13 protein-coding genes are annotated in these 18,519 nt (G+C 69.5%); 4 read left to right on the forward strand and 9 right to left on the reverse strand.

What is annotated here, in order from left to right; genetic code table 11:
* Positions 1–219: 219 nt before the first annotated feature.
* From fabB to CSC71_RS06335, 4 genes are all read right to left on the reverse strand, one after another.
* Entirely contained in the window at positions 220–1,428 is a 1,209-nt protein-coding gene (fabB, locus tag CSC71_RS06320) for a beta-ketoacyl-ACP synthase I (RefSeq protein ID WP_162373517.1), read from the reverse strand.
* 2 nt (positions 1,429–1,430) lie between these two features.
* Complete coding sequence (fabA, locus tag CSC71_RS06325; RefSeq protein WP_162373518.1) at positions 1,431–1,946, reverse strand: 3-hydroxyacyl-[acyl-carrier-protein] dehydratase FabA; 516 nt, start codon at positions 1,944–1,946, stop codon at positions 1,431–1,433.
* 240 nt (positions 1,947–2,186) lie between these two features.
* Complete coding sequence (locus CSC71_RS06330; RefSeq protein WP_162373519.1) at positions 2,187–3,287, reverse strand: alkene reductase; 1,101 nt, start codon at positions 3,285–3,287, stop codon at positions 2,187–2,189.
* A gap of 192 nt (positions 3,288–3,479) precedes the next feature.
* The gene (locus tag CSC71_RS06335; protein ID WP_162373520.1) at positions 3,480–3,926 is read right to left on the reverse strand and encodes a universal stress protein; all 447 of its coding nucleotides are present in this window, start codon (positions 3,924–3,926) and stop codon (positions 3,480–3,482) included.
* A gap of 166 nt (positions 3,927–4,092) precedes the next feature.
* On the opposite strand from CSC71_RS06335, the gene CSC71_RS06340 reads away from it, so the two are divergent.
* Positions 4,093–5,943, forward strand: coding sequence for an ABC transporter ATP-binding protein (locus tag CSC71_RS06340; RefSeq protein ID WP_162373521.1), 1,851 nt, complete (start codon positions 4,093–4,095; stop codon positions 5,941–5,943).
* An 82-nt stretch (positions 5,944–6,025) separates the two neighbouring features.
* On the opposite strand, the gene uvrD is transcribed toward CSC71_RS06340, so the two are convergent.
* The 4 genes from uvrD to CSC71_RS06360 all read right to left on the reverse strand — a co-directional run bounded on the left by uvrD (position 6,026) and on the right by CSC71_RS06360 (position 10,315).
* Positions 6,026–8,221 carry a DNA helicase II gene (gene uvrD, locus CSC71_RS06345; RefSeq protein WP_162373522.1) on the reverse strand — a complete coding sequence of 732 codons (2,196 nt, stop codon included), beginning with the start codon at positions 8,219–8,221 and terminating at the stop codon, positions 6,026–6,028.
* A gap of 43 nt (positions 8,222–8,264) precedes the next feature.
* Positions 8,265–8,645 (reverse strand): bleomycin resistance protein, encoded by a 381-nt coding sequence (locus CSC71_RS06350; RefSeq protein WP_162373523.1) that lies wholly within the window; start codon positions 8,643–8,645, stop codon positions 8,265–8,267.
* Positions 8,646–8,670: 25 nt separating this feature from the next.
* On the reverse strand, positions 8,671–9,234 hold the full coding sequence (locus tag CSC71_RS06355) for a TIGR00645 family protein (RefSeq protein ID WP_162373524.1): 564 nt from the start codon (positions 9,232–9,234) through the stop codon (positions 8,671–8,673).
* Between the two features lie 67 nt (positions 9,235–9,301).
* Positions 9,302–10,315 carry a LacI family DNA-binding transcriptional regulator gene (locus tag CSC71_RS06360; RefSeq protein ID WP_343037676.1) on the reverse strand — a complete coding sequence of 338 codons (1,014 nt, stop codon included), beginning with the start codon at positions 10,313–10,315 and terminating at the stop codon, positions 9,302–9,304.
* A 193-nt stretch (positions 10,316–10,508) separates the two neighbouring features.
* Between CSC71_RS06360 and CSC71_RS06365 the strand changes: the two genes are divergently transcribed.
* The gene (locus CSC71_RS06365; RefSeq protein ID WP_162373526.1) at positions 10,509–13,082 is read left to right on the forward strand and encodes a glycoside hydrolase family 3 protein; all 2,574 of its coding nucleotides are present in this window, start codon (positions 10,509–10,511) and stop codon (positions 13,080–13,082) included.
* Positions 13,083–13,180: 98 nt separating this feature from the next.
* Here CSC71_RS06365 and CSC71_RS06370 read toward each other — a convergent pair whose 3' ends face one another.
* The gene (locus CSC71_RS06370; RefSeq protein ID WP_246192041.1) at positions 13,181–14,617 is read right to left on the reverse strand and encodes a glycoside hydrolase family 30 protein; all 1,437 of its coding nucleotides are present in this window, start codon (positions 14,615–14,617) and stop codon (positions 13,181–13,183) included.
* 322 nt (positions 14,618–14,939) lie between these two features.
* Between CSC71_RS06370 and CSC71_RS06375 the strand changes: the two genes are divergently transcribed.
* Together CSC71_RS06375 and CSC71_RS06380 are read left to right on the forward strand one after the other, a co-directional pair.
* Complete coding sequence (locus CSC71_RS06375; protein ID WP_162373528.1) at positions 14,940–17,654, forward strand: TonB-dependent receptor; 2,715 nt, start codon at positions 14,940–14,942, stop codon at positions 17,652–17,654.
* 88 nt (positions 17,655–17,742) lie between these two features.
* On the forward strand, positions 17,743–18,444 hold the full coding sequence (locus CSC71_RS06380) for a glutathione S-transferase N-terminal domain-containing protein (RefSeq protein WP_162373529.1): 702 nt from the start codon (positions 17,743–17,745) through the stop codon (positions 18,442–18,444).
* Positions 18,445–18,519 lie beyond the last annotated feature (75 nt).

The following is an 18,519-nucleotide window of genomic DNA, read 5'->3' on the forward strand; positions in this document are numbered from 1 at the left end:
GGCTGGCTGGCCTGCTCAACCGCACCGCGCTTGAACTCGGTGCTGAACTTCCTTCGCTTCGACATGAACACTCCTCATGGCCTTGATCGGCCTTCTCGTAAGTGTCCGTGAAAACGGGGGTGAACCCTTCAAAACCCCAGCAAGCGCAGGGTGGGCTCAAGCCCACCGCTCGCATGATCCGCACGACGGCGACGGTGGGCCAGGGCCCACCCTGTTGCCTTAGACCCGCGCGAACACCAGCGCGGCATTGGTGCCGCCGAAGCCGAAGCTGTTGGACATCACCGTGTCGAGCGTCGCGTCGCGGCTGGCGCGGACGACGGGATAACCCTCGGCGCCCGGGTCCAGCGCGTCGATGTTGGCGGAACCGGCGATGAAGCCGTCGCGCAGCATCAACAGGCTGTAGATCGCCTCGTGCACGCTGGCCGCGCCCAGCGAATGCCCGGACAGCGCCTTGGTCGACGACACCGGCGGCAGCGCCTCGCCGAACACCGCGCGGATCGCGTCCAGTTCGACGATGTCGCCCGCCGGCGTCGAGGTGCCGTGGGTGTTCAGGTAGTCGACCGGCGCGGTCACGCCTTCCAGCGCCATGCGCATGCAGCGCACCGCGCCTTCGCCGGACGGCGCGACCATGTCGGCGCCGTCGGAAGTCACGCCGTAACCGACCAGTTCGGCATGGATGCGCGCGCCGCGGGCGATGGCGTGCTCGTAGTCCTCCAGCACCAGCATGCCGCCGCCGCCGGCGATGACGAAACCGTCGCGGTCGGCGTCGTACGGGCGCGAGGCCGCGGCCGGGTCGTCGTTGCGCTTGCTGGACAGCGCGCCCATCGCGTCGAACATCATGGTCAGCGCCCAGTGCGCTTCCTCGCCGCCGCCGGCGAAGACCACGTCCTGGCGCCCGGCGCGGATCAGGTCCGCGGCCGCGCCGATGCAGTGCGCCGACGTCGCGCACGCCGCCGACAGCGAATAGCTGGCGCCCTTGATCCGGTACGCGGTGGCCAGGTTGGCCGATACCGTCGAGCACATCGTCTTCGGCACCATGTACGGGCCGACCTTGCGGATGCCGCGCTCGCGCAGCAGGTCGGCGGCCTTGATCTGCCATTCGGCCGAACCGCCGCCGGAACCGGCGACCAGGCCGGTGCGCGGCTGGCTGACCTGCGCCTCGGACAGGCCGGCGTCGGCGATCGCGTCGCGCATCGCGATGTGGGCGTAGGCCGCGGCATCGCCCATGAAGCGCTTCTGTTTGCGGTCGATCTGCGCTTCCAGGTCGATCTCGGGCTTGCCCGCCACGTGGCTGCGGAATCCGAGTTCGGCGTAATCGGACTGGAAACGGATGCCGGAACGCCCGGCGCGCAGCGCGGCCGACACGCTGTCCGCATCATTGCCCAGGCAGGAAACGATGCCCAGGCCGGTAACGACGACGCGGCGCATGCTCAGAAGTTCTCCGTCGAAGTGAACAGGCCCACGCGCAGGTCGCGCGCGGTGTAGATCTCGCGGCCGTCGACCAGCACGCGGCCGTCGGCCACCGCCAGCACCAGCTTGCGGTTGACCACGCGGCTGATGTCGATCTCGTAGCTGACCTTCTTCGCGCTCGGCAGCACCTGGCCGGTGAACTTGACCTCGCCCACGCCCAATGCGCGGCCGCGCCCCGGCGCGCCGGTCCAGGTGAGGAAGAAGCCGGTCAGCTGCCACAGCGCATCCAGCCCGAGGCAACCGGGCATCACCGGGTCGCCGAGGAAATGGCACTGGAAGAACCACAGGTCCGGATGGATGTCGAGTTCGGCGCGCACCATGCCCTTGCCCTGCGCGCCGCCGTCCTGGCGGATCTCGGTGATGCGGTCGAACATCAGCATCGGCGCGTTGGGCAGGCGCCCGCTGTCCGGACCGAAAAGCTCGCCGCGGGCGCTGGCCAGCAGTTCGTCGCGTGTGAAGGCAGCGGGGGAATTCATGGGTTGGTCGTTTCCGATGCGTGGACGGGGCGCGCATGTTTGCACATTTGCGCGGCGCCAGTATTGATGCGAGTCAACCGGCTTTTTCCATACGCATGCGTAGGCACGCCGCAACGCCTTGCAGGTGCGTCCCTGGCGCTTCGCGAATACGACTAAAGCCGCAGGCGAAGCAGGGGCCCATGCCCGGCCTTCGCGTTCCCCGCGCGTTGCGCTGCCGGGCCGCGGCCGGCCCGCGAACGGTCAATCCAGCGTCGGATAGTCGATGTAGCCGTGGTCGCCGCCGCCGTAGAACGTCTTCGCGTCCCACGCGTTCAACGGCGCGTTCTCGCGCAGGCGGCGCACCAGGTCCGGATTGGAGATGAAGAGCTTGCCGAACGCGACCGCGTCGGCATGGCCGGATGCGACCGCCCGTTCCGCCAGCGCGCGGTCGTAGCCGTTGTTGGCGATCCACGCGCCGCTACCGCCGGCGTCGCGGTACGCCCGCTTCAACGCCGCGTAGTCGAACGGCAGGTTGTCGCGCGGGCCGCCGGTCGCGCCCTCGATCACGTGCACGAAGGCGAGCCCGTGCTTCGCCAGCGCGCGCGCCACGTGCTCGAACAGCGGCTGCGGCTCGGGATCGGACACGTCGTTGGCCGGCGTGACCGGCGAGATGCGGATGCCGGTGCGGCCGCCGCCGATTTCGCCGGCGACCGCGGCGACCACCTCGTCGAGCAAGCGCGCGCGGTTCTCGATGCCGCCGCCGTATCCGTCGCCGCGCCGGTTGCTGCCGGAACGCAGGAACTGGTCGACCAGGTAGCCGTTGGCGCCGTGGATCTCGACGCCGTCGAAGCCGGCCTCGATCGCGGCGCGCGCGGCGCGGCGGTAGTCGTCGAGGATGCCGGGGATCTCCGCCGGCTCCAGCGCGCGCGGTTCGGAGGTCGCGACGAAGCCGCCATTGCCGCCGGCATCGACCAGGAAGGTCTTGCTGTTGGCGCGGATCGCAGACGGCGCCACCGGCGCCCGTCCGTCCGGCTGCAGCGAAACGTGCGAAACGCGGCCCACGTGCCAGATCTGCGCGACGATCCTGCCGCCGGCCGCGTGCACCGCCGCGGTGACGCGCTTCCAGCCCTCGACCTGCTCCGGCGCATACAGCCCCGGCACGTCGGCGTAGCCCTGCCCTTGCTGGCTGATCGCGACGCCTTCGCTGACCAGCAGGCCGGCCGTCGCGCGTTGCGCGTAGTAGGTCGCGGCACGCGGCTGCGGCACCGCGCCCGGCGAGCGGTTGCGGGTCAGCGGCGCCATCACGATGCGGTTGGCGAGCTGGAGCTCGCCGGCGGTCAGCGGGTCGAACAACGTGGGCATGGAGGATGCTCGTTCTTCTCTGCGGGGTTGCGAAGGATGCCCCGCGCGATGGGTCCGGGCCATCGGCGCGGCGGGAAATCTGCGTTGCATCGATCCCGCCTGCCGGCGGTCATTCCCGCGGCAGCGTGCCGAGGCGGAATCGACTCGAAGTCCATGGACGACCCGGTATTCCCCCGCGGGGGAAGGCGTCGTTCAGCGCACCACCAGTACCGGCACCTTGCTGTGGGTCAGCACCAACTGCGTCTGGCTGCCGAGCAGCACCTTGTCCACGCCGCGGCGCCCGTGCGAGGCCATCACCACCAGGTCGTTGCCGGACTCGCGCACGGTTTCGAGGATGCCGTCGGCGGCGTAGCGGTCGAGCAGGTGGTGGCCGGTGGCCTCGACCCCGGCCTGCCTGGCCGCGTCCAGCGCCGGCATCAGGATCGCCTGCGCCTGCGCCTCGCGGCTTTCGCGGTATTCCGGCGACGCCTGGTAGGCGATGGTCCAGCCGAACGCGTCGTACACGCCCATCGCCCACGGCTCGGAGACGACGAGGATGTCGACCTTCGCCTGCAGCGCCCTGGCCAGGGCCAGGCCCTCGCGCAGGCCCTTGGCGGCCAGTTCGGAACCGTCGATCGCGATCAGGATGCGTTGGTACATGGCCTACTCCTCGCGGCAGTTGCGACGCTGCCATTAAACGCCCGCCCGCGCCGCCGCGCATTGATCCGGATCAGGCCGCCGGCCGGCCGTTCGTTCGCGCGGGGCCCCGCGCCCGGGTTTCGGCGCCATAATCCGGCCGACCCCAGGATTCCGCCGAAGATCCCCCATGTTGCGCTGGTTCGAAACCCGCGTGGACCCGTATCCGTCCGCGCCGCCCGTCCAACCGCCCAAGTCGCTGTACGCGTTCTGCCGCCACTACACCCGCGGCCTGGAGCCGTGGCTGGCGCTGATGGCGCTGACTTCGGCCGTGTTCGCGATCATCGAGGTGCGGCTGTACGCCTGGACCGGCGCGCTGGTCGACAGGCTGCAGGCGCACACGCCGGCCAGCTTCTTCGCCGCCGAGGGCCGGCACCTGCTGCTGATGGCCGCCGTCGTGCTGCTGGTGTTCCCGGCGCTGAGCCTGCTGAACGCGCTGGTGATCCACCAGACCCTGCTCGGCAACTTCCCGATGCGGATCCGCTGGCAGGTGCACCGCTACCTGCTGCGCCAGTCGATGAGCTATTTCCAGGACGAGTTCGCCGGGCGCATCTCGACCAAGCTGATGCAGACCTCGCTGGCGGTGCGCGAGACCGTGATCAAGCTGCTCGACGTGCTGAACTACGTGCTCGTCTACCTCGGCGGCACGCTGGTGGTGGCCGCGTCGCAGGACTGGCGCTTCATGCTGCCGTTCGCGGTGTGGATCGGGCTGTATTCGCTGCTGCTGTGGTACGCGATCCCGCGCCTGAACAAGGTCGCGCAGGCGCAGTCCGACGCGCGCTCGACGATGACCGGGCGCATCGTCGACAGCTACGCCAACATCGCCACGGTCAAGCTGTTCTCGCATTCGGCGCGCGAGGAGGCCTACACCCGCGAGGCGATGGACGGCTTCATGCGGACCGTGCACCGGCAGATGCGCCTGGTCACCGTGGTCAACGCCAGCAACACCGCGCTGAACATGCTGCTGCTGGCCGCGGTCGCCGCGCTCGGCGTGTGGCTGTGGTCGGAGGGCGCGGTCAGCGCCGGCGCGATCGCGGTCGCGATCGCCTTCGTGCTGCGGCTGATGGGCATGTCGCAGTGGGTGATGTGGGAAATGTCGGCGCTGTTCGAGAACATCGGCACGGTGCAGGACGGGATCAACTCGATCGCGCTGCCGCCGACCGTCGACGACAAGCCCGGCGCGCCGCCGCTGGCGGCGAGCCGGGGCGACATCCGCTTCGAGGGCGTCGGCTTCCACTACGGCAAGCAGGGCGGCGTGATCGACCGCCTGGACCTGCACATCCGCCCCGGCGAGAAGGTCGGCCTGATCGGCCGCTCCGGCGCCGGCAAGTCGACGCTGGTGAACCTGCTGCTGCGCTTCTACGACGTCGAGAGCGGGCGCATCCTCGTCGACGGCACCGACATCGCCGACGTGCGCCAGGACTCGCTGCGCGCCAACATCGGCATGGTCACCCAGGACACCTCGCTGCTGCATCGCTCGGTGCGCGAGAACCTGCTGTACGGGCGGCCGGACGCGAGCGAGGAGGAAATGATCGAGGCGGCCAGGCAGGCGCACGCGCACGACTTCATCCTCGGCCTGGTCGACGCGAAGGGCAACCGCGGCTACGACGCCCACGTCGGCGAGCGCGGGGTCAAGCTGTCCGGCGGCCAGCGCCAGCGCATCGCCATCGCCCGCGTGCTGCTGAAGGACGCGCCGATCCTGGTGCTGGACGAGGCGACGTCGGCGCTCGACTCCGAAGTGGAGGCGGCGATCCAGGAGAACTTCGCCCGGCTGATGCAGGGCAAGACCGTCATCGCCATCGCGCACCGGCTGTCGACGATCGCGGCGATGGACCGCCTCGTGGTGATGGACAGGGGCCACGTGGTCGAACAGGGCACGCACGAGGAACTGCTGGCCCTCGATGGCCTGTACGCGCAATTGTGGCGGCGGCAATCGGGCGGCTTCCTGCACGAGGCCGATCCGGAGATCGAGGCCGTGTAGGAGCGGCGCAAGCCGCGATGCCTTTCGTTCCGTCGCGATCTGTTCGAAAAACATCGCGGCTTGCGCCGCTCCTACAAGGGCGTCACGCCGGCGACAGGTTCGCGTACGCCAGCACAAGCCACTTGCTGCCCTCGCCGTCGAACTGCACCTGCACCCGCGCGTGCGCGCCGCTGCCTTCGTAGTCGGTGACCACGCCGCTGCCGAACTTCGGGTGCACGACGTTGGAACCCAGCTTGAGCGCCGGCTGCTCCAGCGCGGCATGGCCGAGCGGACGCGGCTGCGGCGGCGCGTACGGCCGCGACACCTGCACGCGCGGGCGCACCTCGCTGAGCAGGTGCGGCGGGATCTCGCGCAGGAAGCGCGACGGGATGCCGTACATGTCCTGGCCGTGCAGGCGCCGCGACTCGGCGTAGGTCAGCACCAGCTTCTGCCGCGCGCGGGTGATGCCGACGTAGGCGAGGCGGCGCTCCTCCTCGAGCCGTCCGCTCTCTTCGAGCGAACGGCTGCTCGGGAACAGCCCTTCCTCCAGCCCGACCAGGAACACCAGCGGGAACTCGAGGCCCTTGGCCGAATGCAGCGTCATCAGCTGCACGCCGTCCTCGTCGGCCTGCGCCTGGCCCTCGCCGGCTTCCAGCGCGGCGTAGGACAGGAATTCGACCAGCTCGCTCATGTCGACAGGTTCATCCTCGTCCGGGTCGTCGAGGCGGCGGGTGAAGCGCGAGGCGACGGAGAGCAGTTCGTCGAGGTTCTCGGTGCGCGATTCCGAATCCAGCCGGCCCTTGCTGTCGTTGGCGTAGAACTCGCGCAGGCCGGAGCGGGCCAGCACGTGGTCGATCTTGTCCTTCAGGTCGAGCGCGGCGACCTCGTCGGCCATCGCGTCGACCAGCGCGAGGAAGCCGGCCAGCGCGTTGCGCGCGCGCGCGGCGAGGCCGGTCCCGGAAACGATGGCCTGCGCCGCGCTCCACAGCGGCAGCGACTGCGCGCGCGCCAGCTTGCGTACCTCGTCGAGCGTGCGCTCGCCGATGCCGCGCGCGGGCGTGTTGACCGCCCTTTCGAAGGCGGCGTCGTCGGCGCGGCTGGCGACCAGGCGCAGGTAGGCCAGCGTGTCCTTGATCTCGGCGCGCTCGAAGAAGCGCATGCCGCCGTAGACGCGGTACGGCACCTGCTCGGCGAGCAGCGCCTCTTCCAGCGCGCGCGACTGCGCATTGCTGCGGTAGAGCATCGCCGCGTCGCGGTAACTGCCGCCGTCGCGCACCCACTGGCGGATGCGCTCGATGACGTAGCGCGCCTCGTCGATCTCGTTGTACGCGGCGTAGACGTCGACCGGTTCGCCGTCGCCGGTGTCGGTCCACAGCTGCTTGCCGATGCGGCCCGGGTTGTGCGCGATCACCGCGTTGGCGGCGTTGAGGATGTTGGCGCTGGAGCGGTAGTTCTGCTCCAGGCGGATGGTCCGCGCGTCGGGGAAGTCGCGCAGGAACTGCTGCATGTTCTCGACCCGGGCGCCGCGCCAGCCGTAGATGCTCTGGTCGTCGTCGCCGACCACGAACACGTGGCCCGTGTCGCCGGCCAGTACGCGGACGAAGGCGTACTGGATCGAGTTGGTGTCCTGGAATTCGTCGACGAGGATCTCGCGGAAGCGCGCGCGGTAGTGCGCCAGCAGCGCCGGGTTGTCCCGCAGCAGCTCGTGCGCGCGCAGCAGCAGTTCGGCGAAATCGACCAGCCCGGCGCGGTCGCAGCGCTCCTGGTACAGCGCGTAGCAACGCAGCATCACGCTGCCCCATTCGTCGTGCTTTTCGGCCTGGATGTGCTGCGGGCGGCGGCCTTCGTCCTTCTGCGCGTTGATCCACCAGGCGATCTGCCGCGGCGGGAAGCGGCCTTCGTCCAGTTCCAGCTGCTGCACCACGCGCTTGACCAGGCGCAGCTGGTCGTCGGAATCCAGCACCTGGAAGCCTTCCGGCAGCCCCGCCTCGTTCCAGTGCAGGCGCAGCAGGCGGTGGGCGAGGCCGTGGAAGGTGCCGACCCACAGTCCGCGCGAGCCGTGGCGCAACTGCGCGTCGACGCGCTGGCGCATCTCGCCGGCGGCCTTGTTGGTGAAGGTCACGGCGAAGATGCCGTGCACCGGCACGCCGTGCACTTCGTTGAGCCAGGCGATGCGGTGGGTCAGCACGCGGGTCTTGCCGGAGCCGGCGCCGGCGAGGACGAGGTAATGGCCGGGTGGCGCGGAAACGGCTTCGCGCTGGGCCGGGTTCAGCCCGTCGAGCAGGTGGGAAACATCCATCCGTGCATTTTACGCGGCGGCGGCGCCCGGCGCGGTCCGGCCTTCAGCGCGGACGGTAGAACTGCAGCACGTTGCCGCCGGGATCGCGCAGGTGGAACTCGCGCGTGCCCCACGGCGTGTCCGCCGGGCGCGCCCACGGCCCGTGCCACGCATCGGGCGGCAGCGCGGCGGCGAATTCGCCGTGCAGCGCATCGACGTCGGCGACGAGGAAGCGATAGGCCGGCCGATCGATGCCGTCCCGCCACTGCCCCGCATCGGCCCATTGCAGGTGCAGTTCGACGCCGTCGCGGTGCACCGCCGCATAGCGCGGCGCGTCCGCGTCGTCCTGGAACGACAATGCGAAGCCGAGGCTGCGGTAGAACCGGACCGAAGCCGCCACGTCGCGGCAGGCCAGCACCGGGTGCGCTGCGTCGATCCGGCTCATGGCGGCGGCGCCCCGTCCCCGGCCGTCAGTGCGCGGCGTGCTCGCGCCGGGTCGCGCCCTGGGTCATCAGCTTGTCGGTATAGGCGATGCCCATCGCCGACAGGATGAACACGCAGTGGATGATGGTCTGCCACATCACGCCCGGCCCGGTGAAGCGGTTGTCGCCGGTGCCGAGGCTGCCGACCTCGATGAAGGTCTTCAGCAGGTGGATCGACGAGATGCCGATGATCGCCATCGCCAGCTTGACCTTCAGCACGCTGGCGTTGACGTGGCTCAGCCATTCCGGCTGGTCCGGGTGGCCCTCGAGGTTCAGCCGCGAGACGAAGGTTTCGTAGCCGCCGACGATCACCATCACCAGCAGGTTGGAGATCATCACCACGTCGATCAGGCCCAGCACCGACAGCATGATCAGCTGCTCGGTCAGGCCGGTGGCGTGGCTGGCCAGGTGCCACAGCTCCTTGAAGAACAGCACCACGTACACGCCCTGCGCCACGATCAGGCCCAGGTACAGCGGCAACTGCAGCCAGCGCGAGGCGAAGATCAGCGCGGGCAGCGGGCGGAGCGGAGCGGCGGCGGTCGGTTCGGACATGGAATCGCGGGGGCGGCAGGCGGCGGAGCGCGGAGATTAACCGCGGCGGCGGCGCACTGCCAAGCCGCTACGGCGCCGGTCCGGTCGACCTGCGCAGCTGCAATGCGTACGACACGTCGACGAGGCCGCCGGTGCGCCGCTCGCGGATTTCCTTGAGCAGTTCCAGCGCCGCCAGGCGCCCCATCTCGCGCGTGGGCTGGCGCACCGTGGTCAGCGACGGGTAGATCTGCCGCGAGATCGGCGTGTCGTCGAAGCCGCACACCGAAACGTCCTTCGGCACCGACAGGCCGCGCTCGAAGATCGCGCAGATCGCGCCGGCCGCCATGTCGTCGTTGGCGGCGATGATCGCGGTCGGCGGTTGCGCCAGGTCGAGCAGCTGGTGGGTCGCGGCGACGCCGGAGCCATGCGAGAACTCGCCCGCGACCACCAGCGTCGGGTCGTAGTCCAGGCCCGCGTCCTGCAATCCGTCGCGGTAGCCGGCCAGGCGCCAGCCGCTGGCGCCGTGCGCCGGATGGCCCTTGATGTGCGCGATGCGCCGGTGCCCCAGCGACACCAGGTGCGCCATCATCTCGCGCGCCGCGCTGCGCTCGTCGAGGACCACGCCGACGCGGCGGTGGGTTTCCTTCGGCGAGATGCTGGCATAGGGAATGTCCCGCGCGTCCAGCCGCGCCAGCAGGGCCTCGTCGTCGGTGATCGGCGGGGTCAGCACCACGCCGTCCAGGCGCGACTGCAGGATCAGCGCCTCGACCTTGGCGACGATGTCCTTCGCGTCGTAGACCAGCGGCGCCAGCATCAGGTTGTAGTGCTGCGCCTGGCAGGCGTCGAGCACGCCCAGCTCGACCTCCATCAGGTAGTTGCTGGACGGGTTGTCGTACAGCATCGCCACCAGGTAGGAGCGGCGGCCGGCGAGCGTGCGCGCGGACGGGTGCGGGCGGTACTGCAGCTTCTCCACCGCCGCCTGGACCGCGCGGCGAGTGGCCTCGGAGACGTTGGGTTCGCTGTTGAGCACGCGCGAAACCGTCTTCATCGAGACTCCCGCTGCCTCTGCGACATCTTCGATTCGCACGCGCATGCCTTCCATTTCGTCCTTGCCTACCCTATCCGGGTCATTCTGCCAGATGTCGCCAAAGTCGCATGTTAGCGCTAACTTTACCTTCCGCAGGCCGACCGGCTCATGTCGCTATGCAGCAAGCTTCGCCCGCAACGCTGCGCTACGCTGGAAAGGTGACAGCGCTGTCAGCTCCGACCCTCCCTTCCGTCCCGAGTTCCCGCCGATGAACACCATCCGCCGACATCCCCGCCCTTCCGCCCGCAGCCTGCTGCTGGCCAGCCTGGTCGTCGCACTGGCCGCCTGCCAGCGCAGCGCGCCGGACGCGTCGCCGGCCGCCGCCGCGGACGACGGCGGCAACGCCATCGTCCCCGAACACTGGCCCGAGGTCGCGTGGCCGCTCGCCGCCGATCCCGCGCTCGAGGCGCGCGTCGACGGGCTGCTGAAGACGATGACGGTCGAGGAAAAGGTCGGCCAGATCATCCAGGGCGACATCGGCAGCGTCACCCCCGACGACGTGCGCAAGTACCGGCTCGGCTCGATCCTCGCCGGCGGCGGCTCCGATCCCGGCGGCAAGTACGACGCGACGCCGCAGGCCTGGCTGGACCTGGCCGACGCGTTCTGGGAGGCGTCGATGGACACTTCCGGCGGCGGCAAGGCCATCCCGGTGATCTGGGGCATCGACGCCGTGCACGGGCAGAGCAACATCGTCGGCGCGACGCTGTTCCCGCACAACATCGGCCTCGGCGCCACCCGCGATGCGGAACTGATGCGCCAGATCGGCCGCGTCACCGCGGTCGAGACGCGCACCACCGGCATGGAATGGACCTTCGCCCCGACCGTCGCGGTGCCGCAGGACGATCGCTGGGGCCGCAGCTACGAAGGCTATTCGGAGAACCCCGAGGTCGTCGCCAGCTTCGCCCCGGCGATGGTCGAGGGCCTGCAGGGCAAGGCCGGCGCGCCGGATTTCCTCGACGACGAGCACGTGATGACGTCGATCAAGCACTTCCTCGGCGACGGCGGCACCGCCAACGGCAAGGACCAGGGCGACAACCTGTCCAGCGAAGCGGTGCTGCGCGACGTGCACGCCGCCGGCTACAAGACCGGCGTCGCCGCCGGCGCGCAGGCGGTGATGGCCTCGTACAACAGCTGGCACGGGCAGAAGATGCACGGCCGCAAGGACCTGCTGACCGACGTGCTGAAGGGCCGCTTCCACTTCGGCGGCTTCGTCGTCGGCGACTGGAACGGCCACGGCCAGGTCGCCGGCTGCACGCCGACCGATTGCGCGGCCACGTACAACGCCGGCCTCGACATGGCGATGGCGCCGGACAGCTGGAAGGGCCTGTACGAAAGCACCCTGGCGCACGTGAAGGCCGGCGAGATCCCGATGCAGCGGCTCGACGACGCGGTGCGGCGGATCCTGCGGGTCAAGTTCCGCATGGGCCTGTTCGAGAAGCCGAAGCCGTCGCAGCGCGCGCTCGGCGGCAAGTTCGAACTGCTCGGCGCGCCCGCGCACCGCGCGATCGCGCGCCGGGCGGTGCGCGAATCGCTGGTGCTGCTGAAGAACCAGGGCGGCGTTCTCCCGCTCGATCCGAAGAAGAAGCTGCTGGTCGCCGGCGACGGCGCCGACAACGTCGGCAAGCAGGCCGGCGGCTGGACCCTGACCTGGCAGGGCACCGGCACCATGCGCAAGGACTTCCCGAACGCCGATTCGATCTGGGACGGGCTGAAGCAGCAGGTCGAGGCCGCCGGCGGCAGCGCCGAGCTCGCGGTCGACGGCAAGTACAAGACCCGGCCGGACGCGGCGATCGTCGTGTTCGGCGAAGAGCCCTACGCCGAGTTCCAGGGCGACCTGGCCAACCTGCTGTACAAGTCCGGCAGCAGCGACGACCTGGCGCTGATCAAGCGGCTCAAGGCCGACGGCATCCCGGTGGTCGCGGTGTTCCTCAGCGGCCGCCCGCTGTGGGTCAACCGCGAGATCAACGCCTCCGACGCCTTCGTCGCGGCGTGGCTGCCCGGTTCCGAAGGCGGCGGCATCGCCGACGTGCTGCTGCGCGGCGCCGACGGCAAGCCGCAGCACGACTTCCACGGCAAGCTCAGCTTCTCGTGGCCGAAGCGCGCCGACCAGTATGCGAACAACTTCGGGCAGGAGGACTACGACCCGCAGTTCGCGTTCGGTTACGGCCTGACCTACGCCGACGACGGCGATCTCGCCGCACTGCCGGAGGAGGCGGGCGTCGATCCGGCCGCGGCCCGCGGCAACGCGTTCTTCGCCCGCGGCGTCGCCGGCCCCGGCCTGCGCCTGCGCCTGCTCGGCAGCGACGGCGCCGCCACCGACGTGGTCCACGCGCAGGAACAGAGCGGCGACGGCACGCTGAAGATGACCCCGTTCGACTACAAGGTGCAGGAAGGCGCGCGCCGGCTGGCCTGGTCGGGCGCGGCGACCGCCGAGTTGCGCTCGGATGCGCCGCTCGACCTGGTGCGCGAAACCAACGGCGACGTGTTCGTGATCGCCACGCTGCGCGTCGACGCGCTGCCGGCCGACGGCAAGGTCGCGCTGCTCGCGCGCGGCGGCGAGGGCCAGGCGGAACTGCCGATCGGCCCGGCGCTGGCGAAGTTGCCGCGCGGCGAATGGCTGCGCTTCGGCGTGGCGCTGAAGTGCCTGCGCGTCGCCGGCGCCGACACCGGCAAGCTCGACGTGCCGTTCGCGATCCGCTCCGGCGCCGGCCTCGACCTGGCGCTGGCCGATGTGGTCGCGGCGACCGCGTTCGACCACAAGCTGGATTGCCCGATGCAGTAGGCCGCTGCGCGGCAGGAGGCGATGCGCCGCCTGCCGGCCGCCTGACGGGATCGAAGGGCCGGGACGCGTCGCTTCCCGGCCCTTCCCGCTTCAGCGGCTCATTTTTCGCCGGCCGCCCAGCGGAACGTGGCCACGCTTTTCGCCGGCAGCGTGGCGACGAAGCGGCGCCCGCCTTCGCGCACGCCGAGCGCACGCGGCGCGGCGCCGGAATTGCCGACCACCAGCACGCGCGTCGCGTCGTCGGCGTTGACGAAGGCGACGTTGTCCAGACCGTCGCCGGTTGCGGTCGAGGCGACGCGCCATGCGCCGCGGCGCACGAAGCGGCTGACATGGGCCAGCGCGTAGTAGTCGTCGGTGCGCGAGACCGCGCCGGTCTTCGAGTCGATGGTCACGATGCCGCGGCAGGTGCCGCAGCCGCCGGCGTGCGGGCCGCGGTTTTCGTCCAGCGCGAGGTTCCACAGCAGCACGCCGCGCGCCCAGTTGCGCAGCGAGCCGATGACCACGCTGCGCATCTGCAGGGTCAGGCCGCCGCTGGCCAGCGGCTCCCAATCGCCGCCGGAGCATTCGGTCATGTAGGCGTCGCGGTCGGGATAGGCGTCGTGCACGCGCGACTGCGCCGACGCGTCGCCGGCGTAGCAATGCCAGGCGACGGCCGGGACGTAACGCGCGGCGACCGGGTCGGCGAGCACGCCCAGCGGCTCCTCCGGCTTGTCCCAGTTGTGGTCCCAGTCGAAGATCTGCACCTGTGGCGCGCGTTGCGCCAGCAGCGGGCCGAGGTGGTCGCCGATGAAGCGCGCCCGTTCCGGCGCGTTCAGGCGCATGCCCGGGTAGTCGCCCGGCTCGAAGTCCGGTTCGTTCTGCACGGTCAGCGCGGTCACCGGCACGCCCTCGGCGGCGTAGGCCTCGACGTACTTCAGCAGGTAGCGCGCGAAGGCGTCGTAGTGTTCCGGCGCCAGCCGGCCCTTGATCAGGTTGCCGTTGTCCTTCATCCACGCCGGCGCGCTCCACGGCGAGGCCATGACCTTCAGTTGCGGATTGATCGCCAGCGCCTGCTTCACCACCGGGATCACGTCGTCGCGGTTGGGCGCGATGTCGAAATGCCTCAGTTCCGGGTCCGGCTTGCCGTCCGGCGGATCGTCGAGGCTGTAGTGGCGGCGCGAGAAATCCGACGCGCCGATGGTCAGGCGGGTGAAGTCGAAGCCGATGCCGTCGCCTTCGCGGCCGAACAGCTCGCGCAGCAACGCCTCGCGCTGGGCGGTGTCCATCCGGTTGCGGATCAGCCATGCCGACGCGTCGGTGATCGACGCGCCGAAGCCGACCACCTGCTGGTAGCGGGTCGCCGCATCGACCTCGATGTCGACCGGTCCGTCCGCCGGCCCGAATTCGAGCGTCGACGGCGCCAGCGCCAGGCGCTGGTCGGACGTCGTCGTCCACGCTTCGACCCTGGCGCCGCGACTGCCGGCCCCGGCATCCGCCCGTGGCGGCGCATCGTCGCAAGCGGCCAGCTGGAAGCACAGGAGCAGGCCGAGGGCCACGTGCGGCCACGGGCCCCGTGCCCCCGCGCGCCTGTTGCGCAGATGCTTTTTCGCGCTGCAACACGCGGATTTCTGAAAACGAATGTAACTCTCTGGAATCACTGGACTTCCCACCGCAAGCTGATTTTGGCCATTGAACCCGTGTTGACAGATTTGTTTGGATTCCATTATGACAGCGCTGTCAAAATCCCTCGGGAGGGGAGTTATGCAAGCGCAAAACCACGTTGTCGCCGATTCACCACGCCGTCGCCGATTCCATCCACAACACGCCCCCGCCGCCGGGCGCCAGGGGCCGAACGCCAGCGCGCTGGCGCTTGCCTGCATGGCGGCGCTCGCGTTCTCCGCGCAGGCGCAGGAGACGCCGCCGGCCCAGCCGGAACAGCCGACCGCGGCCGCGCAGGACGATCAGACCACGTCCACGCTGGACGCCGTGCAGGTCATCGGCATCCGCCACAGCATCGCGACCTCGGTGCAAACCAAGAATGAATCGACCTCGATCGTCGAAGCGGTCTCGGCCGAGGACATCGGCAAGCTGCCGGACATCAGCATCGCCGATTCGATTTCGCGCCTGCCCGGCCTGACCATGCAGCGCGTCGACGGGCGCGGCCAGGTGATCCACATCCGCGGCATGTCCGAACAGTTCGCCGGCACCCTGCTGAACGGCCGCGAGCAAGTGACGACCGGCGACAACCGCGGCGTCGAGTTCGATCAGTACCCGGCCGAGCTGATCAATGCCGTCACCGTCTACAAGACCCCCGACGCATCGCTGGTCGGCCAGGGCCTGTCCGGCACGGTGAACATGCAGACCATCCGCCCGCTCGACTACGGCGAACGCCGCATCGTGGTCAGCGGCCAGGGCGAAAAGAATTCGCTGGGCGACCTGACCGACGGCGGCAAGGATACCGGCTACCGCTTCTCGGCCTCGTACGTCGACCAGTTCGCCAACGACACCATCGGCGTCGCCATCGGCGTCGCGCGCCTGGCCTCGCCGTTCCAGGAAAAGCATTACAAGTCGTGGTGGTGGGCCGATACCGGTGCATGGGGTACCCCGCAGGCCGGCGTGCCGGAAGGCGCGATCGCGTTGCAGGGCGCCGAAGGCTGGGTGAAGTCGCGCGACACCACCCGCACCGGCGTCATGGCGGTGCTGGAATTCAAGCCCAACGACACCTGGCACAGCGTGCTCGACATGTACCACTCGAAGTTCGAACAGGGCGAGTGGATGCGCGGCGCGATGTGGACCAACGACCCATGGTGGAACGGCGGCGCGGTGACCTACACCGCCGCCAACACCACCGACTACCACGGCACGCCGGTGGTCACCAGCGGCACCCTCAGCGGCATCGAGCCGGTGGTGCGCAACGACGACAACCAGCGCGACGACAAGATCAGTGCGTTCGGCTGGAACAACGAGTTCAAGTGGGGCGTGTACACGCTGGCCGCCGACGTCAGCTACTCGCGCGCCGAACGCGACCAGTCGACGCTGGAAACCTACGCCGGCATGCTCGGCGGGCTCGACGTCGACTTCCAGATCCCGCTGACCCCGGGCTACGCCGACTACGCGCTGCCCGACCTGTCCGACCCGAACTCGGTCTACCTGCGCGATCCGCAGGGCTGGGGCCACGACGGCCGCATGGAGAATTCGCAGCAGAAGGACACGCTGAAGTCGTTCCGCCTGTCGATGAACCGGCTGGTCGATTCGTACTTCCTGCGCAGCTACGACGTCGGCTTCAACTACAGCAAGCGCACCAAGGACAAGGCGGCGCAGGTCTATTTCACCGACCTGCTGAACGATCGCGCGCCGACCCTGGTCGACCCGTCGCTGCTGTTCGCGCCGACCGACCTCGGCTTCGCCGGCATGGGCAACGTGCTGGCCTACGACGCGCGCGCCCTGCTGTCGCGCTACTACGACGTCTACCTGAGCGAGAGCAACGACGACCTGCAGAAGGACCAGCGCATCGAGGAAGAGGTCCGCACCTTCTATGCCAAGGCCAACCTCGACCTCGACCTGACCGACACGGTCCGCATGCGCGGCAACGTCGGCGTGCAGTTGGTGCAGGTCGACCAGTCCGCGGACGGCGTGGTGATCCAGGCCGACGGCCCGGTGGCGGTCAGCGGCGTCGGGGCTTCCTACGGCGACATCCTGCCCAGCCTGAATCTGGTGTTCGATTTCGGCAACGGCTGGAACGTCCGCTTCGGCGCCGCCCGCGAGATCATGCGCCCGCGCATCAACGACATGGGCGCGTACGGCTACGTCGGCGTGGCGGTGACCAATGGCGTTGGCGAATGGACCGGCAGCGGCGGCAACCCGGAGCTGGAGCCGTACCGCGCCAATTCCGTGGACCTGTCGGTCGAGAAGTATTTCGGCGAATCCAATTCGAGCTACATGGCCCTGGCGGTGTTCTACAAGGACCTGGACTCGTACATCTATACCCAGACCATCCCGTGGAACTTCGCCGGCTACGACTACGAAGGCGACACCCCGCCGTCCTCGGACTGGGGCACCTTCTCGACCCCGGCCAACGGCACCGGCGGCTACATGCGCGGCGCCGAACTGGGCATGGCACTGGGCGGCGACCTGATCAGTTCGGCCCTGGACGGCTTCGGCCTGCTGCTCAACGCCTCGTACACCGAGTCGTCGATCGATCCGGACGGCCCGAACCAGGGCAGCGGCACCGACACCTTCCCCGGCCTGTCGAAGATCGTCGCCAACGCCACCCTGTACTACGAAAAGAACGGCTTCTCGGCGCGCGTCAGCCAGCGCTTCCGCGACCCGTACCGCGGCGAGTACAGCTACATCTTCGGCCAGCGCAGCTACCGCTACACGCGCAACGAACGCACGGTCGACCTGCAGCTGGGTTACGACTTCCCGGAAAGCAGCGCACTGGGCGGCTTGTCGCTGCTGGCGCAGGTGAACAACGTCACCAACGAACCGTTCCGCACCGAAGTCAGCGACTCCAACGGTTTCGGCCTGTTCTTCCCCGAGGAATACACCGAGTACGGCCGCCAGTACCTGCTCGGCTTCCGCTACGCGTTCTGAGGCATGCAACGCAGCGGTCCGTCGCCATGACGGACCGCTGCGTCTTCGCGCAGTAGACTGCGGCCCCCACCCCCAGCGGAGCCGCCGCATGATCGACCTGCATTACTGGCCCACACCGAACGGGCACAAGATCACCCTGTTCCTCGAGGAAGCCGGCCTCGACTACCGGATCGTGCCGGTCGACATCGGCAAGGGCGACCAGTTCAGGCCCGAATTCCTCGCGATCTCGCCGAACAACAAGATGCCGGCGATCGTCGACCACGCGCCGGCCGATGGCGGCGCGCCGATCTCCGTGTTCGAATCCGGCGCGATCCTCGCCTACCTGGCCAACAAGACCGGCCGTTTCGTCCCCGCCGACACGCGCGGCCGCACCGAGGTCAGCCAGTGGCTGCACTGGCAGATCGGCGGGCTCGGGCCGATGACCGGGCAGTACGGCCATTTCCACGTCTATGCGCCGGAAGACATCGCGTACGCGAAGAACCGCTACCGCAACGAAGCGCTGCGCCTGCTCGGCGTGCTCGACAAGCGCCTGGCCGACCGCGAATTCGTCGCGGGCGACGCCTACAGCATCGCCGACATGGCGATCTATCCGTGGGTGAACCCCTACGACAAGGCGCCGCTGGACATGGCGCCGTTCGCCAACGTCCGCCGCTGGCACGACGTGGTGGCCGAACGCCCGGCCACGCAACGCGCCTATGCGCTGCGTTCGCAGGTCAACCCGAACGCGGGCCAGCCGCTGAGCGATGAGGAGAAGAAACTGCTGTTCGGGATCGAGCCGAAGAAGGGCTGATTGCTTCCGCCGCCACTTGCGATAACCCCTCCCCCGCTTACGGGAGAGGGAAACGGCGCGCGGCGCCAAGGGTGA

Source organism: Pseudoxanthomonas sangjuensis (genome assembly GCF_010211755.1).
Lineage (GTDB): Bacteria > Pseudomonadota > Gammaproteobacteria > Xanthomonadales > Xanthomonadaceae > Pseudoxanthomonas_A > Pseudoxanthomonas_A sangjuensis.